Here is a 19089-nt window from a genome sequence, read left to right on the forward strand (position 1 = left end):
CCGTGAGTGTCAGTCCCGAGGCATAGACTTCGACGCTGTCCCCAGAAGTGTCCGTCCGCCTGTCACCGAGCGTTTTCCATGGAGGCCAAGCCGTGTCAAAGCCGCCGTTCACGCACCTGCACGTCCACACCCAGTACTCGCTGCTGGACGGTGCCGCGCGGCTGAAGGACATGTTCGACGCGTGCAATGAGATGGGCATGACGCACATCGCCATGTCCGACCACGGCAACCTCCACGGGGCGTACGACTTCTTCCACACCGCGAAGAAGGCCGGGGTCACCCCGATCATCGGGATCGAGGCCTACGTCGCCCCCGAGTCCCGGCGCAACAAGCGCAAGATCCAGTGGGGCCAGCCGCACCAGAAGCGCGACGACGTGTCCGGTTCCGGTGGTTACACCCACAAGACGATGTGGGCCGTGAACAAGACGGGCCTGCACAACCTCTTCCGGCTGTCCTCGGACGCGTACGCCGAGGGCTGGCTCCAGAAGTGGCCCCGGATGGACAAGGAGACGATCTCCCAGTGGTCCGAGGGGATCGTCGCCTCCACCGGCTGCCCCTCCGGCGAGCTCCAGACCCGGCTGCGCCTCGGCCAGTACGACGAGGCACTGAAGGCGGCGGCCGACTACCAGGACATCTTCGGCAAGGACCGCTACTTCCTGGAGCTGATGGACCACGGCATCGAGATCGAGCACCGGGTCCGTGACGGTCTGCTGGAGATCGGCAAGAAGCTCGGCATCCCGCCACTGGTGACGAACGACTCGCACTACACGTACGCGCACGAGGCGACCGCGCACGACGCCCTGCTGTGCATCCAGACCGGCAAGAACCTCTCCGACCCCGACCGCTTCAGGTTCGACGGCACCGGCTACTACCTGAAGTCCACGGACGAGATGTACGCGGTCGACTCCTCGGACGCCTGGCAGGAGGGCTGCGCCAACACCCTCCTCGTGGCCGAGATGGTCGACACCGACGGCATGTTCGAGGCGAAGAACCTCATGCCGAGGTTCGACATCCCCGACGGCTACACCGAGGTCACCTGGTTCAAGGAGGAGGTCCGGGTCGGCATGGAGCGCCGTTTCCCGGGCGGTGTCCCCGAGGACCGGCAGAAGCAGGCCGAGTACGAGATGGACGTCATCATCCAGATGGGGTTCCCGGGCTACTTCCTCGTCGTCGCCGACTTCATCATGTGGGCCAAGAACAACGGCATCGCGGTCGGCCCCGGCCGAGGCTCCGCGGCCGGCTCGATCGTCGCCTACGCCATGGGCATCACCGACCTCGACCCGATCCCGCACGGCCTGATCTTCGAGCGGTTCCTCAACCCCGAGCGCGTCTCCATGCCCGATGTCGACATCGACTTCGACGAGCGCAGGCGCGTCGAGGTGATCAGGTACGTGACGGAGAAGTACGGCGCCGACAAGGTCGCCATGATCGGCACCTACGGCAAGATCAAGGCGAAGAACGCCATCAAGGACTCCGCGCGCGTGCTGGGCTACCCGTACGCGATGGGCGACCGCCTCACCAAGGCGATGCCCGCCGACGTCCTCGGCAAGGGCATCGACCTCGACGGCATCACCAACCCCTCGCACCCGCGCTACAGCGAGGCAGGCGAGATCCGCGGGATGTACGAGAACGAGCCGGACGTCAAGAAGGTCATCGACACCGCGAAGGGCGTCGAGGGCCTGGTCCGGCAGATGGGCGTGCACGCCGCCGGCGTGATCATGTCCAGCGAGCCCATCGTCGACCACGCCCCGATCTGGGTGCGGCACACCGACGGCGTCACCATCACGCAGTGGGACTACCCGCAGTGCGAGTCGCTCGGCCTGCTGAAGATGGACTTCCTCGGCCTGCGCAACCTGACGATCATGGACGACGCCAACAAGATGGTGAAGTCCAACAAGGGCATCGACCTCGACCTGCTCTCCCTGCCGCTCGATGACCCGACGACCTTCGAGCTGCTGCAGCGCGGTGACACCCTGGGCGTGTTCCAGTTCGACGGCGGACCGATGCGTTCGCTGCTGCGGCTGATGAAGCCCGACAACTTCGAAGACATCTCCGCCGTCTCCGCGCTGTACCGTCCGGGCCCGATGGGCATGGACTCGCACACCAACTACGCCCTGCGCAAGAACAAGCTCCAGGAGATCACCCCGATCCACAAGGAGCTGGAGGAGCCCCTCGAAGAGGTCCTGGCCGTCACCTACGGCCTGATCGTCTACCAGGAGCAGGTGCAGAAGGCCGCCCAGATCATCGCCGGGTACTCCCTCGGCGAGGCCGACATCCTGCGCCGCGTGATGGGCAAGAAGAAGCCCGACGAGCTGGCGAAGAACTTCGTCCTCTTCCAGAAGGGCGCCCGCGACAAGGGCTACAGCGACGAGGCCATCCAGGCCCTGTGGGACGTGCTGGTCCCCTTCGCCGGCTACGCGTTCAACAAGGCGCACTCCGCCGCGTACGGCCTGGTGTCGTACTGGACCGCCTACCTCAAGGCGAACCACCCCGCCGAGTACATGGCCGCGCTGCTGACCTCCGTCAAGGACGACAAGGACAAGTCGGCCGTCTACCTGAACGAGTGCCGGCGCATGGGCATCAAGGTGCTCCCGCCGAACGTCAACGAGTCGGTGCACAACTTCGCCGCCCAGGGCGACGACGTGATCCTGTTCGGCCTGGAGGCCGTGCGCAACGTCGGCACCAACGTCGTCGAGTCGATCATCAAGAGCCGCAAGGCGAAGGGCAAGTACGCCTCCTTCCCCGACTACCTCGACAAGGTCGACGCGACCGCGTGCAACAAGCGCACCACCGAATCGCTGATCAAGGCGGGCGCGTTCGACAGCCTGGGGCACACCCGCAAGGGCCTCACCGCGCACTTCGAGCCGATGATCGACAACGTGGTCGCGGTCAAGCGCAAGGAGGCCGAGGGCCAGTTCGACCTCTTCGGCGGCATGGGCGAGGAGGAGAGCAACGAGCCCGGCTTCGGGCTCGACGTGGTCTTCACCGAGGACGAGTGGGACAAGACCTATCTGCTCGCCCAGGAGCGGGAGATGCTCGGTCTGTACGTCTCCGACCACCCGCTCTTCGGCCTGGAGCACGTGCTGTCCGACAAGGCCGACGCGGGCATCGCCCAACTCACCGGCGGTGAGCACGCGGACGGCGCGGTCGTCACCATCGGCGGCATCATCTCGGGCCTCCAGCGCAAGATGACCAAGCAGGGCAACGCCTGGGCGATCGCCACCGTCGAGGACCTCGCCGGTTCCATCGAGTGCATGTTCTTCCCGGCGACGTACCAGCTCGTGTCGACCCAACTCGTCGAGGACGCCGTGGTGTTCGTCAAGGGCCGCCTCGACAAGCGCGAGGACGTGCCGCGGCTGGTCGCGATGGAGCTCCAGGTCCCCGACCTGTCCAACGCGGGCACCAACGCGCCGGTGATCCTGACCATCCCGGCCACTCGGGTCACCCCGCCGATGGTGAACCGCCTCGGTGAGATCCTCAGTCACCACAAGGGCGACAGCGAGGTCCGGATCAAGCTCCAGGGCCCGACGAAGACGACGGTCCTACGGCTGGACCGGCACCGGGTGAAGCCCGATCCGGCGCTGTTCGGTGACCTGAAGGTGCTGCTCGGACCGTCCTGTCTGGCCGGCTGAGCCAAGTCGTGCGAGAGGGGCGCACCCCGCGCGTGGGTGCGCCCCTCTTCGTGTGCCTGGGCCGCAACGGCCCGTCCTGCGGATGTCAGTTGTGGCCGAAGCGCTTCTGCTTGCCCTTGCGTGCCATGTCGGCGGGAGTCACCTGCGGCATGTGCTGCTCGGTCTGCGTCTCCATCGAGGAGTGCTGCGCCTGCTGCTGTGCACGCTCGGACTGCGGCTGCTTCCGGTCCTGCTTCTTGTTCTTGGCCATGGTGATCTGCCTCCTGTGGGGACTAGGGGCCAGGGCCGGGACCAGATTCACATAGGCTGATAAAGAACGCATTTCGGATAATTACCGTCTGTGACAGCGGTTGTCGGGGCGTGAGGCGTGGCGCGCCGAGGGCTCGATGCCCCGAAACGCCACGCCGAAGATCGAGTTCGGCCCGTTAACCCCCGCGCGGTCGGGCAGACTCGAAGGAAGCCCAAAGCAAACCTCCCGGGAAGAGGGTGAGTCGCGTGGACCGCTGCATCGTCCTGGTGGACGCCGGGTATCTGCTGGGGGCCGCCGCCAGCCTGCTCGCCGGGGAACCCTCCCGGTCCCGGATCACCGTCGACCACACCGCCCTCATCCAGGGGCTGCGCGAACGCGCCGAGTCCGACACCCAGCAGCCCCTGCTGCGGATCTACTGGTTCGACGGCGCCCCCGACCGCGTCCCCCAGCCCGAGCACCGCAGGCTGCGCGTGATGCCCCGGGTCACCGTCCGGCTGGGCGCACTCACCCGCAGCGACGGCCGCTGGGCGCAGAAGGGCGTGGACGCCGCGATGCACGCCGAGCTCACCGAGCTGGCCCGCAACCGCGCCTGCTCCGACGTGGTGCTGGTGACCGGGGACGGCGATCTCCTGCCGGGCATGATGGCCGCCAAGGAGCACGGCGTCGCCGTACATCTGTGGGCCGTGCAGGCCGCCGACGGTGACTACAACCAGTCCGAGGACCTGGTCGCCGAGGCCGACGAACGGCGCGTCCTGGACCGTACGTGGATCACCAAGGCCGTGCGCGCCAAGGAACTCACCGGGGTGTGCGCGCCACAGCCCGTGCCCCGGCCGGAGATCGCCGCGATCCTGTCCGCGCCGCTGCCCGACTCCGCGCTCGGCGCGGCGACCGAGCGGCCCCCGGCGGAGGTCGAGCACGCCACGCCCGTCGCCTCGGAGAACGGCACGCAGGAGCGCGTTCCGGCGCCCAAGGGCGTGCCCACGCCGAAGGACCTCGCCGCCCTGCGCGCCCCAGGCGTCCAGCCGGCCCAGCACCCGTCGAACGCGACGCTGCGCTGGTCCTCCGACAAAGGGTGGGTCGACCGGCCCGGTGTCGCGGCCGAGTCGGCCGAGGCCGCGTCCATGCCGACGCTGGCACAGCTGACCACCGCCGAGCAGCGCTGGGCCGACCGCGAGGAGGACATCACCACGGTCGGCGGCGACCCCTACGAGGTGGGGCAGGTCTTCGCGCGGCGGTGGATGGCGCGGCTCGGGGACCAGAGCCACTTCCAGCGGCTGTCCGGGATGTATCCGCGGATCCCGCACCGGATCGACGGCGAGCTGCTGCGCTACGCGGCCCGGTTCGGCCTCCTCGCGCACAAGGACGACCAGATCGACGAGCACGACCGGTACGCGATCCGGGCCGGGTTCTGGCGCGAGATCGACGTCCGCACGGCCGCGGAGCACGCGCCCGCCGGTGAGTGAGCCGGACGGGCGGCGGACGAGCCCGGCGCCGCCGGGCCACGCCGCGCGGCGAGCGGCTTTGTGGCGGTGAGCGGCCGATTTGTGCCGAGTCGCCGACCCGAGGGCGGATCGGGCTCGTGGACCCCGTAGTCTCGTCCCTTGTGAGTACGCGCGCGGCACAGGCATTTCGGCACGGTGGTGACGTCGTGTGTGCCGTGCGCGGGCTGACCAAGACCTACCCGGCGGTGCGTGCACGGCGCGGGGCGCCCGGCACTCCCGAGGTGCGCGCCACCGACGACGTACGGCTGGACATCCGGCGCGGCGAGATCTTCGGGCTGCTCGGCCCCAACGGCGCCGGCAAGACCACCCTCGTACGCCAGCTGACCGGGCTGATGCGGCCCGACGCCGGCAGCGTCGAGATCCTCGGGCACGACATCGTGCGCCACCCCGAGCGGGCCGCGCGCATCCTCGCCTACCTCGGGCAGGAGTCGACCGCCCTCGACGACCTGACCGTGTCGCTCGCCGCCGAGACGACCGGACGGCTGCGCGGCCTGGACGTACGCCAGGCCCGCGACGAACGGGACGCCGTGCTCGACGAGCTGGGCCTCGGACCGCTCGCCGGGCGGCCGATCAAGAAGCTGTCCGGCGGCCAGCGCCGGCTCGCCTGCTTCGCCGCCGCCCTGGTGGGGGAGCGGCCGCTGCTCGTGCTCGACGAGCCGACCACCGCGATGGACCCGGTGGCGCGGCGGGCCGTGTGGTCGGCCGTGGACCGCCGGCGGGCCGAGCACGGCACGACCGTCGTCCTCGTCACCCACAACGTCATCGAGGCCGAGACCGTGCTTGACCGGGTCGCCGTGCTCGACCGGGGCCACGTGATCGCCTGTGACACCCCGTCCGGGCTCAAGGAGCGCGTCGCCGGCGAGGTCCGGGTCGAGCTGCTGTGGCGGGACCGGGCGCCGCTGGACGTGCCCGAGGTCGCAGCCCTCCAGGACCGCGTCGTGGAGTCCGGCCGCCGCTGGACGCTGCGGCTCGCCCCCGAGGAGGCCCGCGCGGTCGTCGCCACTGTCACCGGCGGCGCCGCCTTCGCCGCGCTTGACGACTTCACGCTCGCCACGCCGAGCCTGGAGGACGTCTATCTGTCGCTGGGCGGGGCCGCGCAGCAGGGGCTGGTGAAGGCGTGAGTACGCAGACCGCCGCATCCGTACAGAACTCCGTACGGAACAGGGCCACCTCCCCGGTGATCCCCCGTGTGAAAGGGAGCAGCGCCACGTGAGTGTCGTACCCGCCGAGGTTCTGCCGGGCAGCGCCCTGGCCGTGGACGAGACGGCCGGCCGGGCCGCGGCCGAGCTCGGGCCGCGCGCGCGGCTCTGGCCGTCGCTGTGTGCCGTGTACCGGGCGCAGCTGTCCCGGGCCCGGGTTGCGCGCATCCCGCTGCTGTTCGTGGCGACCTTCCAGTCGATCGGGATCATGATCCTGATGCGCGGGGTCGTCGACGGCGGCGCCGAGGCGCAGGCCGTGGTCGCCGGTTCGGCGGTACTCGTCGTGGCCTTCGTCGCGCTGAACCTGCTCGCCCAGTACTTCGGGCAGCTGCGGGCCAGCGGCGGGCTCGACCACTACGCCACGCTGCCGGTGCCGCCGGCCGCGGTGGTGCTGGGCGCGGCCGGGGCGTACGCCTCCTTCACCGTGCCGGGGACCGTGGTGACCGCCGTCTTCGGATGCGTGCTGTTCGGGCTGCCGATGGCGAACCTCTGGGTGCTCGTCGCGGTGATCCCGCTGGCCGGGGCCGCGCTCGCCGGGCTCGGGGCGGCGCTCGGGCTGCTCGCCCCGCGCCCCGAACTGGCCACGCTGCTCGGGCAGCTGGGCATGTCCGCGGCGCTGCTGCTGGGCGTGCTGCCCGCCGACCGGATGCCGGACGCGGTCCGCCTCGCCCGGGACCTGCTGCCCTCGACGTACGGCGTGGAGGCCTTCGCACGGACCTTCGCGGAGCGGCCGGACTGGGCCTTCGTGCTCGGTGACCTGGCCGTGTGCGGGGTCGTCGGCGTCGTCTCGCTGGCCGTGGCCACCTGGGCGTACCGTCGGGCGGCCGTCCGGTGACGCGCCGCACAGAACGGCCTGGCACGATGGCAGGGTGACCGCTCCGCTGACTCCTCCACCGCCGCCGCGTGAACCGTCCCCGAACGGGGGATGGCAGCAGCCCGCTGCCGGGCACGCGGCCGCCGTACCGCCGCACGACGCCATATCCGGTGCCCCGGGCGGGATACCGGGCCACCCCGGCGCTCCCGGCCCGTACGGCATGTATGGCTCGTACGAACAGGACGGTCCCGGCATGAAGACCGAACTGCGAGAGGCAGCGATCGTCACGGTGGTGGTGGCGCTCCTCGGCGCGCTGCTCGGGCTGCTGTGGTGGCGGCTGGCGCCGAGCGTGCCGCTGGTCGGGGACGTCGTCGACGACAGCTGGGTCGTCTACTTCAAGGATTCCGAGGGGGAGCAGGCCATCGGGGTGGACGGAACGTTCACTCTGCTCGCGCTGGCGTTCGGCCTGGTCAGCGCGGTCGCCGTGTTCCTGTGGCGGCGGCGCGGGGGTGTGCCGCTGGTGATCGGACTGGCCGTCGGGGCGTTCCTCGGGTCGCTGCTCGCCTGGTGGCTGGGAGTGCGGCTCGGGCCCACCGGGGACGTCATCGCCCACGCCAAGGAAGTGGGCAAGGGCGTCGCGTTCTCCGCGCCGCTGAAGCTGGGGGCCAAGGGCGCGCTGCTGGCCTGGCCACTGGCCGCGCTGCTCGTCCATCTCGGGCTGACCGCGCTGTTCGGCCCCCGGGACGCGGACCCGTACCACCAGCACCCGCCGGAGGGGCAGCCGAAGGACCCGTACGGAGCACCGCAGGCCTAGGGCCTGCCCGGCGGATCAGGAACCGGGGCCGGGATGCCCAGGGGGCCGTGGCCCCCCGGGACGGTGGTTCGTCATGCCGGGCGGCGTCCGTGGTTCGAGCGGCCCTTCTTGATGCGCCACTTTCGTTTCCGCGTTTTCTTCGACATGTCCCTCGTACTTAACCGAGGACACCCCAGCCGTCGAGAGGTCACGCACGCCCGATGGGCGCCAGGACCGCTTCCGTGAGCTTCGCCAGGTCCTCGGGGGAGAGTTCGACCTCCAGGCCGCGACGGCCCGCCGAGACGCAGATCGTGGCGTGGGCCGAGGCCGAGGCGTCCAGGACCGTGCGGAGCTTCTTGCGCTGCCCCAGCGGGGAGATGCCGCCGCGCACATAGCCCGTGGTGCGTTCCGCAAGGGCCGGGTCGGCCATCGCCGCGCGCTTGCCGCCGACCGCCGACGCCAGGGACTTGAGGTCCAGCTGCCCGGCCACCGGGACCACCGCCACGGTGAGGCTGCCGTCCACGTCCGCCACCAGGGTCTTGAAGACCCGGTCCGGGGACACGCCCATCGCCTCCGCGGCCTCCTCGCCGTACGAGGGGTGCGCGGGGTCGTGCTCGTAGGAGTGGACGGTGTAGGCGACACCCGCGGCCGTCAGGGCGACCGTCGCGGGAGTGCCGCCCGGCTGCTGGTTCTTCTTGGACTTCTTCGCCATGGTGGCCGGTTTCCCCAGTGGTCGTGCGTCAGTTGAGACTCGTCGGACCGCGCGTCAGGTCCGACGACGGCAGCGACGGCAGGCTACGGATGATCGAGGTCTCGGTGCGAAGGAGTTTCAGCTCGTCGCGCAGCCGGGACGCGGTGTCCGGGGCCTGGAGCAGGCGCTGCTTCGTCGGGGTGTCCAGCATCATCGCGGCCGCCACCAGGTAGGAGACCACCGCGGGCTGGTCGGGCAGCTCGGCCCCCGTGGACAGGGAACGTTCACGGGCGCCCGCCAGACGCTTCTGGTACTGCCGGAACGCGCGTAGCACGCCCTCGGCCAGCGCCCCCGCCTCGTCGCCCGGCTCCTCCTGGAGCTCCTCGAGCTCCGCCGTCAGGAACGGGCCCGAGGCGTCCACCGAGACCAGCCGCACCCGGGTCGTGCCCGTCGCCAGCACCTCGAAGGTGCCGTCGGCCCGCTCCCGGATCGTCGCGGCGTCCGCCACACAGCCCACCCCGTGGAAGGCCTTCACCGGGTCCGGGCCGAAGCCCGCGGCGGGCCCGCGCTCGGGCAGGGCGGTGGGATCGGGCATGCCGGGAGCGCTCTGGGCCACCTCGTGGCCGTCGCGGATGGCCACGACGGCGAAACGGCGCGGCTCCTCCTCGGGGGTCTTCAGCAGATCGCGCATCATGGCGCGGTACCGCTCCTCGAAGACGTTGAGCGGCAGCACGAGTCCCGGGAACAGCACCGAGTTCAGGGGAAACAGCGGAAGGCGGACGGTCACGGCGCCAAAGCCTAGTGGTCGCCGGAGTGAACGCGTCCGCCGCGCCCACTCCGTGGATGTCCGCCGGCGGCACCCCGCGCGGCGGAGCCGGCCGCCCGGCGCCGTACCTCGTCACGTGTCTCCAGGAACCGGCCCAGCGGATCCTCCGAGAGCCTGCTCCACGGGAACGAGGTGGCGTGCGGCCCGATCAGCGTGAGCTGCTCCAGGGCGTCCTCCCAGCGGCCCAGCCGTACCAGCACGTACGTCAGCTTGTTGCGGATCGCGGCCGGCCACAGGTCGGCCGCCGGGAACCGGGCGGACAGCGCGACGGCCCGGTCGGCCGCCTCGTCCAGCCGCTCGTGCGGCACCCCCGGACCGCAGTCGTCGTCCAGGTAGGCGAGGACGGCCCGGGTCGGCAGCGCCTGTACGAGGGAGTCGGCGGGGGCGTCCTGCGCGGCACGGTCGGCGAAGTCCAGGCACTCGCGGTGGGAGCCGTGCCAGGAGGAGGCCAGGTAGCGCAGGGCCGCCACATGGCAGCCGTAGTGGCGCGGGGCGCGGCGCAGCGCCGCCTCCCACAGCTCCCCGAAGTAGGTGTGGCCGGCGCGTGAGCCGCGCGCGTGGTCCAGGGCGATCCGCCAGGGCACCGGGTCGCGGTCGTCGGTGCGCGCGGCGGCGGTGATCAGCGGGCTCACCCCGCGCAGCACCTCGGCCCGGGCCGGCGAGCCCCAGGCTTGGTCCACCGCGAGCTGGGCCCTGACCAGCAGCGCGTCCGGGTCCTTCGGGTCGGCCCCGTACCAGGTCTCCAGCCACTCCGTCCGGGAGCGTGCGAAGGCCGCCAGGCGCAGCGCGTAGCGGTCGCGGTGCTCCCACTCGGCGTGCTGCCTGGTGTGGGCGAGCAGCGCCGCGGCGGGTTCGTACTCGCCGCGCCCGGCCGCGACCAGGGCGGGGCCGAGACGGTCGTCGGGCGCGTCGAGAAGCACCTCGTCGTCGCCGGGGAGTGCGACGGCGGGGTGCTCCGCGGTCCTTGTCGTCCGGGACGCACGGCCGAACGGAAGCATCAGAGCCATGGTGTCGACCATTGAAAGACCGCTGGTCACGCCGCGCCAGAGGGAAAAGCCAAGATGTCGAAAGTTGTACGCCCGTAGGTCAAGAACGGGTAAAGGTCAACTGTTCAACAACTGTCCGACATCTGAGTCTTCACCTCAGTGGTCCCACACGTCCCACCGGCCTCATCGGTTCGTGCGGATCAGTTCCGCCGCAGCATGCGCGTGGCTCCCGTCGCCACGGTCGTCGCCAGAATCCAGCCGAGCAGGATCATCGCCGCCGCCAGCCACTGCCAGGCGCCGCTCAGCTGCCAGAACCCGACCTGGCCCAGGTCGATCACCGGCAGCAGCAGATCGAGGGCGAACAGCGGCGGGTTCCAGGTCGGATGCTCGCCGCCCTTGATCGGCGGATGGTCGGCGTGCGCGAACGCCAGCGAGCTCGCGGCCCACAGCACCGCCATCCACACGGCGGCCCGCCCGGGCCGATATCCGTAGGCGACCATCCAGTCCTGTGCGTAGCCCCACAGCTTGGCCGCCGGCGGCAGCGTCTCGCGGCGCCTGCGCTGCTTGGCGAGCAGCACCTCGCGCGCGTCCTCGTCCTCGCCGCCGGCCCGCAGCACGGAGGCCAGGAGCTCGTACGGCTCCGGGTTGTACTCGGCGGTCGCCGCGGCCACCCACTGAAGCCGCCGCTCCAGCGGGAACGGGCCGCGCGGCACGAGGTTCTCGTACGTGAAGCCGCTCATGTGCAGCAGCCCGGGGTCCGGCCAGGCGTCCGCGCGGTCCATCAGGTTCACGGTCCGCGCCCCCGACAGCACCACCCCGCCGCGCTCCGGCCGCTCCCCGAGGAAGCGCAGCTCGGGCGTCTGGATGCGGCGCAGCGACAGCTCCTGCTCGTCGGTGAAGGTGAACCGCGCCCGTTCCAGGTCGACCGCGTCCCCGAACCGACCGTCGTCGAGCCGCACCCCGCCCTGGCACTCGAACCGCTGGATACGCGTCCCGCGCGCGGGAGTGCGGCCGCTCAGCAGCGGACTGCCGACGCCCGCCGGCGTCATGTACAGCGTGCGCCCGACGGTCAGCTGGGGCGCGTTCAGCGCGAGCCGGGTGTACGGGTTGACCAGCCGGGCGCCGCGCAGGCTCAGCGACACGCCGATGCTCGCGCCGCGCAGACTCAGCTCGCCGTGCGACTCCAGCATCTCGGCCTGGAGGTCCTGGCCGACGCTGATGCCGTCCGCGGCGATCGAGCGCCCGCTGCGGTCCCGGTAGACGATCGCCTGGTTCAGCAGCAGATCCGTGCCGATGTGGGCGTCGGTCAGCCGTACGCCGTTGTGGAACCGGCAGCGCGGCAGATGCAGATCGCCCTCGGTGTGCACCCGCGCCGCCTCCAGCCGCGGCACCGCGCAGTCCACGAACCGTACGGTCGTGAAGCGGGCCTCCGGCAGCAGGACCTCCCGGTCGAAGCGGCAGCCGCGCAGCTCGACGTACGGCACCACCGTGCCGCCCGCGAGGTCCATCGGGTCGCTGATCCGCACGCCGACCAGCTTCAGCGAGGACACCCGGCCCGCGAGGGCGGGCGGCCCGTCCAGCAGCAGCCAGCAGATGATCCGCGCGCGCACGGTCCGCTCCGGGCCCCAGGGGTGCCCGCCGTGCGGGTCGTCGACGACCGTGTCGCCGCTGCTCAGGTCGTACACGCTGCCGTTGCGGAAGGCCTGCCACATGCCGAGCTCGGCGGCGGTCAGGTCGTTCGGCAGGTCGTCCGGCAGGTCCCCGTCGCGGAGACCGCCCCGTTCGGTCACGTTTCGCCCATCCCCCTCGGCTACTCGTGGGTTTATACAACCGTTCATGCCCGCTGGGTGACGCCCCGAACGCTAGACGTGAAGAGGATCTTCCGGGTTCCGCCTGCGGTCTGTATCAGCCATTGATACGCGCGAACGACGCCGGACCCGGGTCTGAGAGAATTGCACCCGTGATCTCCCGAATCGATCTGCGCGGCGACGCCCTCCCCGAGGGTCCGGCCCTGCGCGACCTGCTGCCCCGAGCCGACTTCGACGTCTCGGCCGCCCTGGAGAAGGTGCGTCCGATCTGCGAGGCCGTGCATCATCGGGGCGACGCGGCGCTGATCGACTTCGCGGAGAAGTTCGACGGGGTCAGGCTCGACCAGGTCCGGGTGCCCGCCGAGGCCCTCGACAAGGCCCTCGCGGAGCTCGACCCGGCCGTGCGCGCGGCCCTGGAGGAGTCCATCCGCCGCGCCCGTCTCGTGCACCGCGCACAGCGCCGTGAGACCCACACGACCCAGGTCGTGCCGGGCGGCTCGGTGACCGAGAAGTGGGTGCCGGTCGACCGCGTGGGGCTGTACGCGCCCGGTGGCCGCTCCGTCTACCCGTCGTCCGTGATCATGAACGTGGTCCCGGCGCAGGAGGCCGGCGTCGAGTCCGTCGCGCTCGCCTCGCCCGCCCAGGCCGAGTTCGGGGGTCTGCCGCACCCGACGATCCTCGCCGCTTGCGCGCTGCTCGGCGTCGACGAGGTGTACGCCGCCGGCGGCGCCACGGCCGTCGCGATGTTCGCGTACGGCACCGAGTCCTGCCCGCCCGCCAACATGGTCACCGGCCCCGGCAACATCTGGGTCGCCGCCGCCAAGCGCTACTTCACCGGCAAGATCGGCATCGACGCCGAGGCGGGCCCGACCGAGATCGCGATCCTGGCCGACGCCACCGCCGACCCGGTGCACGTCGCCGCCGACCTGATCAGCCAGGCCGAGCACGACCCGCTGGCCGCCGCCGTCCTCGTCACGGACTCCCCGGAGCTCGCGGACGCGGTGGACAAGGAGCTGGAGCCGCAGGTCGCGGCCACCAGGCACATCGACGACCGGATCGTGCCGGCCCTCAAGGGCAGGCAGTCCGCGATCGTCCTGGTCGACGGCGTCGACGAGGGCCTGAAGGTCGTGGACGCGTACGGCGCCGAGCACCTGGAGATCCAGACCGCCGACGCCGCCGCCGTGGCGGACCGCGTGCGCAACGCCGGCGCGATCTTCATCGGGCCCTGGGCACCGGTCTCGCTCGGCGACTACGCCGCCGGCTCCAACCACGTCCTGCCCACCGGCGGCTGCGCCTGCCACTCCTCGGGCCTGTCCGTCCAGTCCTTCCTGCGCGGCATCCACATCGTCGACTACACGAAGGACGCGCTGGCCGAGGTCGCGCATCACGTGGTGACGCTGGCGGAGGCGGAGGACCTGCCGGCGCACGGCGCGGCGATCAAGGCCCGGTTCGGCTGGAAGGTACCCGAGAGCAAGTGACAGGCATCGACGATCTCCCCGTACGGGACGAGCTGCGCGGCAAGTCCCCCTACGGCGCGCCCCAGTTGGACGTCCCCGTACGGCTGAACACCAACGAGAACCCCTACCCGCTGCCCGAGCCGCTGGTCGAGCGGATCACCGAGCGCGTCCGCGAGGCGGCCCGCGACCTCAACCGCTACCCGGACCGGGACGCCGTCGAACTGCGCACCCGGCTCGCCGAGTACCTCAGCGACACCTCCGGCCACGAGGTCGGCCTGGCCAACGTCTGGGCGGCCAACGGCTCCAACGAGGTCATCCAGCAGCTTCTGCAGACCTTCGGCGGACCCGGGCGCACGGCGATCGGCTTCGAGCCGTCGTACTCGATGCACGCGCTCATCTCCCGCGGCACCGGCACGGGCTGGATCTCCGGCCCGCGAGGCGACGACTTCACGATCGACGTGGAGGCCGCCGGGCAGGCCATCGCCGAGCACCGCCCCGACGTCGTGTTCATCACGACGCCCAACAACCCCACCGGCAACGCGGTCCCGCGCGAGACCGTCCTCGCGCTGTACGAGGCCGCGCAGGCCGCCAAGCCGTCGATGGTCGTGGTCGACGAGGCGTACATCGAGTTCAGCCACGGCGACTCGCTGCTGCCGCTGCTCGAAGGTCGGCCGAATCTCGTCGTCTCCCGGACGATGTCGAAGGCCTTCGGCGCCGCCGGTCTGCGCCTCGGCTACCTCGCCGCGCACCCGGCCGTGGTGGACGCCGTCCAGCTCGTACGGCTGCCCTACCACCTGTCGGCCGTCACCCAGGCGACCGCGCTGGCCGCCCTGGAGCACACCGACACGCTGCTGAAGTACGTCGAGCAGCTGAAGTCCGAGCGGGACCGGCTGGTGCACGAACTGCGCGCGATCGGCTACGACGTCGTCGAGTCCGACGCGAACTTCGTGCAGTTCGGCAGGTTCGAGGACTCGCACACGACCTGGCAGAAGATCCTCGACCGGGGCGTCCTGGTCCGGGACAACGGCATCCCCGGTTGGCTGCGGGTGTCCGCCGGAACTCCCGACGAGAACGACGCGTTCCTCGACGCGGTACGTGAACTGAAGAAGGAGCAGAGCGCATGAGCCGCGTAGGCCGCATAGAGCGGGTGACGAAGGAGACCTCGGTCCTCGTCGAGATCGATCTCGACGGATCCGGCAAGGTCGATGTGTCGACAGGCGTCGGCTTCTACGACCACATGCTCGACCAGCTCGGCCGGCACGGTCTGTTCGACCTGACCGTGAAGACCGAGGGTGATCTGCACATCGACTCCCACCACACCATCGAGGACACCGCCCTCGCGCTGGGCGCCGCCTTCAAGCAGGCCCTCGGCGACAAGGTGGGGATCTACCGCTTCGGCAACTGCACGGTCCCGCTGGACGAGTCCCTCGCCCAGGTCACCGTCGACCTCTCCGGCCGCCCCTACCTCGTGCACACCGAGCCCGAGAAGATGGCGCCGATGATCGGCGAGTACGACACCACGATGACCCGGCACATCCTGGAGTCCTTCGTCGCCCAGGCCCAGATCGCGCTGCACGTGCACGTGCCGTACGGGCGCAACGCCCACCACATCGTGGAGTGCCAGTTCAAGGCGCTGGCGCGGGCGCTGCGGTACGCGAGCGAGAAGGACCCGCGCGCGGCCGGCATCCTGCCTTCCACGAAGGGCGCGCTGTGAACGGGCTGTCCACCGTCCTGATCGTCGTCGGCCTCTTCCTCGTCGGCGGCATCATCTCCTTCGCCAAGCAGGGGATGCCGAAGAGCCTCATCACACTGCTCTCGATAGGCGCCGCGATGTGTCTCGTCGCGGGCGTCCTGAGGCTGGAGGTGTGGAATTGAGCACCAAGAAGGTCGTGGTCTTCGACTACGGCTTCGGCAATGTGAGGTCGGCCGAACGCGCACTCGCGCGCGCGGGGGCCGACGTCGAGATCACCCGTGACTTCGACCGGGCCATGAACGCCGACGGGCTCCTTGTGCCGGGCGTCGGCGCCTTCGCGGCCTGCATGCAGGGGCTCACCGAGGCCCGCGGCGACTGGATCATCGACCGCCGGCTGTCCGGCGGGCGCCCCGTGATGGGCATCTGCGTCGGCATGCAGATCCTGTTCGCGCGCGGCATCGAGCACGGCGTCGAGACCGAGGGCCTCGGCGAGTGGCCGGGCTCGGTGGAGCCGGTGCAGGCCGACGTCGTGCCCCACATGGGCTGGAACACCGTGGACGTGCCGCCCGGCAGCGAGCTGTTCGCCGGCCTGGACGCGGACGCGCGCTTCTACTTCGTGCACTCCTACGCCGTCCAGGACTGGACCCTGGAGACCGCCAACCCGCTGATGACCGCCCCGCTGGTCACCTGGTCGACGCACGGCAAGCCCTTCGTGGCCGCCGTGGAGAACGGCGCCCTGTGGGCCACGCAGTTCCACCCCGAGAAGTCCGGCGACGCCGGAGCGCAGCTGCTCACCAACTGGATCGGAACCCTGTAGAGACATGGCCAAGCTCGAACTCCTCCCCGCTGTCGACGTCCGTGACGGTCAGGCCGTCCGCCTCGTGCACGGCGAGTCCGGTACCGAGACGTCCTACGGCTCCCCGCTGGAGGCCGCCCTCGCCTGGCAGCGCTCCGGCGCCGAGTGGCTGCACCTGGTCGACCTGGACGCCGCGTTCGGCACCGGCGACAACCGCGAGCTGATCGCCGAGGTCGCGAGGGCGATGGACATCAAGGTCGAGCTGTCCGGCGGCATCCGCGACGACGCCTCGCTGGCCGCCGCGCTCGCCACCGGCTGCACGCGCGTGAACCTCGGCACGGCCGCCCTGGAGACCCCGGAGTGGGTCGCCAAGGTCATCGCCGAGCACGGCGACAAGATCGCCGTCGGTCTCGACGTACGCGGCACGACCCTGCGCGGCCGCGGCTGGACCCGCGACGGCGGCGACCTCTACGAGACGCTGGAGCGCCTCAACAACGAGGGCTGCGCCCGCTACGTCGTCACGGACATCGCCAAGGACGGCACCCTCCAGGGCCCCAACCTGGAGCTGCTGAAGAACGTGTGCGCGGCGACGGACCGCCCGGTCGTGGCCTCCGGCGGCGTGTCCTCGCTGGACGACCTGCGGGCCATCGCCGAGCTGGTGCCGCTCGGTGTCGAGGGCTCCATCGTCGGGAAGGCCCTGTACGCGAAGGCGTTCACCCTGGAAGAGGCCCTGGAGGCTGTGCTGTGACTGTCCCGAAAATGGATGCAGTGTCATGACGTCCGATGCCGTGCGGCGGGTGCAGAGCGGGAGTGCCTGGGAAGAGTCCTTCGGCTTCGCACGTGCCGTCGCGGCGGGCGACCGCGTGCTGGTGGCGGGCACCACGTCCTTCAAGGGTCAGGTGCTGTACGGGGAGGGCGACCCGTACGAGCAGGCCAAGGTGGCCTTCACCAGCGCGATCGAGGCGATCGGCGAGTTCGGGCTCGGAGTCGGGTCCGTGATCCGCACCCGGATGTTCCTGACGCATCTGCGGGACGTGGACGAGGCGGGCCGGGCCCACAAGGAGATCTTCGACGCGGTGCGACCGGTGTCGACCCTGCTGGTCGTGGAGGGTTTCGTCGACCCGCGCATCCTGGTCGAAGTAGAGCTAGAGGCATACAGAGGAGCCGTGGATTCATGACCCTGGCGGTCCGAGTCATCCCCTGCCTGGACGTGGACAACGGCCGGGTCGTCAAGGGCGTCAACTTCCAGAACCTGCGCGACGCGGGCGACCCCGTCGAGATGGCCAAGGTGTACGACGCCGAGGGCGCCGACGAGCTGACGTTCCTGGACATCACCGCCTCGTCGGGCAACCGCGAGACGACGTACGACGTGGTGCGCCGCACCGCCGAGCAGGTGTTCATCCCGCTGACGGTCGGCGGCGGCGTCCGTACGGCCGAGGACGTCGACAAGCTGCTGCGCGCGGGTGCGGACAAGGTGGGCGTCAACACCGCCGCCATCGCCCGCCCCGACCTGATCCGTGAGATCGCGGAGCGGTTCGGACGGCAGGTGCTGGTGCTGTCGGTCGACGCCCGCCGCACGCCCGAGGGCACCTTCGAGGTGACCACCCACGGCGGCCGCAAGGGCACCGGCATCGACGCCGTCGAGTGGGCACACCGGGCCGCCGAGCTGGGCGCGGGCGAGATCCTGCTCAACTCGATGGACGCCGACGGCACCAAGGACGGCTACGACCTGGAGATGATCCAGGCCGTCCGGGGGCACGTGACGGTTCCGGTGATCGCGTCCGGCGGCGCCGGCAAACTCGCCGACTTCTCGCCGGCCGTCGAGGCCGGCGCGGACGCGGTGCTGGCCGCCTCGGTCTTCCACTTCGGCGATCTGCGGATAGGCGAGGTGAAGGACGCGCTGCGGACGGCCGGTCACCCCGTGAGGTGACGCCGGTCGGAGTCCTGAGCCCCGGTCACCGAGTGGCCGGGGCTTTCTCACGGGGAGATGCAAAAGGAAAGTTGCGCAAAATATGTTGTGCAATTTTTCTTTTGTATCTACGGTGAGGGCATGACAGGCAAGGAGAGAGACCGCCGGATCACGGACCTGGGCACGCTGAAGGCCCTGGCCCATCCGCTGCGGATGAACCTGATCCGGGCCCTGACGATCAGGCGCGTCGCCACCGCCTCACAGCTCGCCGAGCAGGTCGACGAGGCCGTCTCGCTGGTCAGCTACCACCTGCGCAAACTCGCCGAGCACGGACTCATCGAGGAGGCGGAGCCGCAGAGCGGCGACGGCCGCGAGCGCTGGTGGCAGCCCGCCTCGGACGGCGTGCACATCCGCGACGAGGACTTCCGGGACGCCCCGGAAAAGGCGGCCGCACACACCGCGGCGAGCCGGCTCTTCGCCGAGCAGCGCACCGAGATGTACCGCCGCTGGCTCGACGAGCGCGCCCACTGGGGCCCCGAGTGGAACCGGGCCGCCGAGTCCTCCGAGTCCAACCTCCGCCTCACGGCCGACGAACTGACCGAGCTGAACAAGGAGTTGCTGGCCCTGCTGCGCCGCTACGACGAGCAGGGACGGGCCGCCGAGGCCGCCGGCGACACCGACGGCCGCGCGAACGTCGCGGTGCACACGTACACCTTCCCGTTCCGGCCCTGAG

At 70.8% G+C, this 19089-nt stretch carries 19 protein-coding genes; 14 read left to right on the forward strand and 5 right to left on the reverse strand.

Features of this window, described 5'->3' with window-relative positions:
• The first annotated feature begins 92 nt into the window (after positions 1-92).
• Entirely contained in the window at positions 93-3632 is a 3540-nt protein-coding gene (dnaE, locus tag CP983_RS32060; RefSeq protein ID WP_125524414.1) for a DNA polymerase III subunit alpha, read from the forward strand.
• 85 nt (positions 3633-3717) lie between these two features.
• On the opposite strand, the gene CP983_RS44135 is transcribed toward dnaE, so the two are convergent.
• Positions 3718-3882, reverse strand: a complete 165-nt coding sequence (locus CP983_RS44135) for a hypothetical protein (protein ID WP_163017019.1) — start codon at positions 3880-3882, stop codon at positions 3718-3720.
• A gap of 245 nt (positions 3883-4127) precedes the next feature.
• Between CP983_RS44135 and CP983_RS32065 the strand changes: the two genes are divergently transcribed.
• The 4 genes from CP983_RS32065 to CP983_RS32080 all read left to right on the forward strand — a co-directional run bounded on the left by CP983_RS32065 (position 4128) and on the right by CP983_RS32080 (position 8211).
• Positions 4128-5345: an NYN domain-containing protein gene (locus tag CP983_RS32065; protein WP_150503459.1), complete on the forward strand. Its 1218-nt coding sequence runs from the start codon at positions 4128-4130 to the stop codon at positions 5343-5345.
• A 185-nt stretch (positions 5346-5530) separates the two neighbouring features.
• On the forward strand, positions 5531-6505 hold the full coding sequence (locus tag CP983_RS32070; RefSeq protein WP_150503461.1) for an ABC transporter ATP-binding protein: 975 nt from the start codon (positions 5531-5533) through the stop codon (positions 6503-6505).
• Positions 6506-6593: 88 nt separating this feature from the next.
• Entirely contained in the window at positions 6594-7418 is an 825-nt protein-coding gene (locus CP983_RS32075) for an ABC transporter permease (protein WP_093745685.1), read from the forward strand.
• 34 nt (positions 7419-7452) lie between these two features.
• The gene (locus CP983_RS32080; RefSeq protein ID WP_125524411.1) at positions 7453-8211 is read left to right on the forward strand and encodes an AAA family ATPase; all 759 of its coding nucleotides are present in this window, start codon (positions 7453-7455) and stop codon (positions 8209-8211) included.
• A 187-nt stretch (positions 8212-8398) separates the two neighbouring features.
• Here the strand turns inward: CP983_RS32080 and ybaK are convergent, their stop codons facing one another.
• From ybaK to CP983_RS32100, 4 genes are all read right to left on the reverse strand, one after another.
• The gene (gene ybaK, locus CP983_RS32085) at positions 8399-8902 is read right to left on the reverse strand and encodes a Cys-tRNA(Pro) deacylase (protein ID WP_107907064.1); all 504 of its coding nucleotides are present in this window, start codon (positions 8900-8902) and stop codon (positions 8399-8401) included.
• Between the two features lie 28 nt (positions 8903-8930).
• Positions 8931-9668 (reverse strand): LON peptidase substrate-binding domain-containing protein, encoded by a 738-nt coding sequence (locus CP983_RS32090; RefSeq protein ID WP_107907065.1) that lies wholly within the window; start codon positions 9666-9668, stop codon positions 8931-8933.
• A gap of 11 nt (positions 9669-9679) precedes the next feature.
• Complete coding sequence (locus CP983_RS32095; protein WP_150503463.1) at positions 9680-10726, reverse strand: hypothetical protein; 1047 nt, start codon at positions 10724-10726, stop codon at positions 9680-9682.
• A 167-nt stretch (positions 10727-10893) separates the two neighbouring features.
• Positions 10894-12483, reverse strand: a complete 1590-nt coding sequence (locus CP983_RS32100; protein WP_150503465.1) for an oxidoreductase — start codon at positions 12481-12483, stop codon at positions 10894-10896.
• 170 nt (positions 12484-12653) lie between these two features.
• Between CP983_RS32100 and hisD the strand changes: the two genes are divergently transcribed.
• From hisD to CP983_RS32140, 9 genes are all read left to right on the forward strand, one after another.
• Complete coding sequence (gene hisD, locus CP983_RS32105; RefSeq protein WP_125524407.1) at positions 12654-13979, forward strand: histidinol dehydrogenase; 1326 nt, start codon at positions 12654-12656, stop codon at positions 13977-13979.
• The gene (locus tag CP983_RS32110; RefSeq protein WP_150503467.1) at positions 13976-15082 is read left to right on the forward strand and encodes a histidinol-phosphate transaminase; all 1107 of its coding nucleotides are present in this window, start codon (positions 13976-13978) and stop codon (positions 15080-15082) included. Before hisD ends, CP983_RS32110 begins: the two co-directional genes overlap by 4 nt.
• A complete protein-coding gene (gene hisB, locus CP983_RS32115) occupies positions 15079-15672 on the forward strand; it encodes an imidazoleglycerol-phosphate dehydratase HisB (protein WP_107907070.1) in 594 nt (197 codons plus the stop codon). Before CP983_RS32110 ends, hisB begins: the two co-directional genes overlap by 4 nt.
• Positions 15669-15833 (forward strand): hypothetical protein, encoded by a 165-nt coding sequence (locus tag CP983_RS44140; protein ID WP_163017020.1) that lies wholly within the window; start codon positions 15669-15671, stop codon positions 15831-15833. Before hisB ends, CP983_RS44140 begins: the two co-directional genes overlap by 4 nt.
• Complete coding sequence (gene hisH, locus CP983_RS32120) at positions 15824-16468, forward strand: imidazole glycerol phosphate synthase subunit HisH (RefSeq protein ID WP_150503469.1); 645 nt, start codon at positions 15824-15826, stop codon at positions 16466-16468. Before CP983_RS44140 ends, hisH begins: the two co-directional genes overlap by 10 nt.
• Positions 16469-16472: 4 nt before the next feature.
• Positions 16473-17195, forward strand: a complete 723-nt coding sequence (priA, locus tag CP983_RS32125; RefSeq protein WP_125524404.1) for a bifunctional 1-(5-phosphoribosyl)-5-((5-phosphoribosylamino)methylideneamino)imidazole-4-carboxamide isomerase/phosphoribosylanthranilate isomerase PriA — start codon at positions 16473-16475, stop codon at positions 17193-17195.
• 25 nt (positions 17196-17220) lie between these two features.
• Complete coding sequence (locus CP983_RS32130) at positions 17221-17625, forward strand: RidA family protein (RefSeq protein WP_150503471.1); 405 nt, start codon at positions 17221-17223, stop codon at positions 17623-17625.
• Positions 17622-18377, forward strand: a complete 756-nt coding sequence (hisF, locus tag CP983_RS32135) for an imidazole glycerol phosphate synthase subunit HisF (RefSeq protein ID WP_107907074.1) — start codon at positions 17622-17624, stop codon at positions 18375-18377. The genes CP983_RS32130 and hisF overlap by 4 nt, the downstream gene beginning before the upstream one ends.
• 120 nt (positions 18378-18497) lie before the next feature.
• Entirely contained in the window at positions 18498-19088 is a 591-nt protein-coding gene (locus CP983_RS32140) for an ArsR/SmtB family transcription factor (RefSeq protein ID WP_125524402.1), read from the forward strand.
• The last annotated feature ends 1 nt before the right edge of the window (position 19089 follow it).

Source organism: Streptomyces chartreusis, from assembly GCF_008704715.1.
GTDB lineage: Bacteria > Actinomycetota > Actinomycetes > Streptomycetales > Streptomycetaceae > Streptomyces > Streptomyces chartreusis.

What these genes read in the sequence shown, in the direction of transcription:
- ybaK (WP_107907064.1), bottom strand. Translation starts at nt 8,902, where the DNA reads ATGGCGAAGAAGTCCAAGAAGAACCAGCAGCCGGGCGGCACTCCCGCG.
- hisB (WP_107907070.1), top strand. Translation starts at nt 15,079, where the DNA reads ATGAGCCGCGTAGGCCGCATAGAGCGGGTGACGAAGGAGACCTCGGTC.
- hisF (WP_107907074.1), top strand. Translation starts at nt 17,622, where the DNA reads ATGACCCTGGCGGTCCGAGTCATCCCCTGCCTGGACGTGGACAACGGC.
- CP983_RS44135 (WP_163017019.1), bottom strand. Translation starts at nt 3,882, where the DNA reads ATGGCCAAGAACAAGAAGCAGGACCGGAAGCAGCCGCAGTCCGAGCGT.
- CP983_RS32140 (WP_125524402.1), top strand. Translation starts at nt 18,498, where the DNA reads ATGACAGGCAAGGAGAGAGACCGCCGGATCACGGACCTGGGCACGCTG.
- CP983_RS32095 (WP_150503463.1), bottom strand. Translation starts at nt 10,726, where the DNA reads ATGGTCGACACCATGGCTCTGATGCTTCCGTTCGGCCGTGCGTCCCGG.
- priA (WP_125524404.1), top strand. Translation starts at nt 16,473, where the DNA reads ATGGCCAAGCTCGAACTCCTCCCCGCTGTCGACGTCCGTGACGGTCAG.
- CP983_RS32130 (WP_150503471.1), top strand. Translation starts at nt 17,221, where the DNA reads ATGACGTCCGATGCCGTGCGGCGGGTGCAGAGCGGGAGTGCCTGGGAA.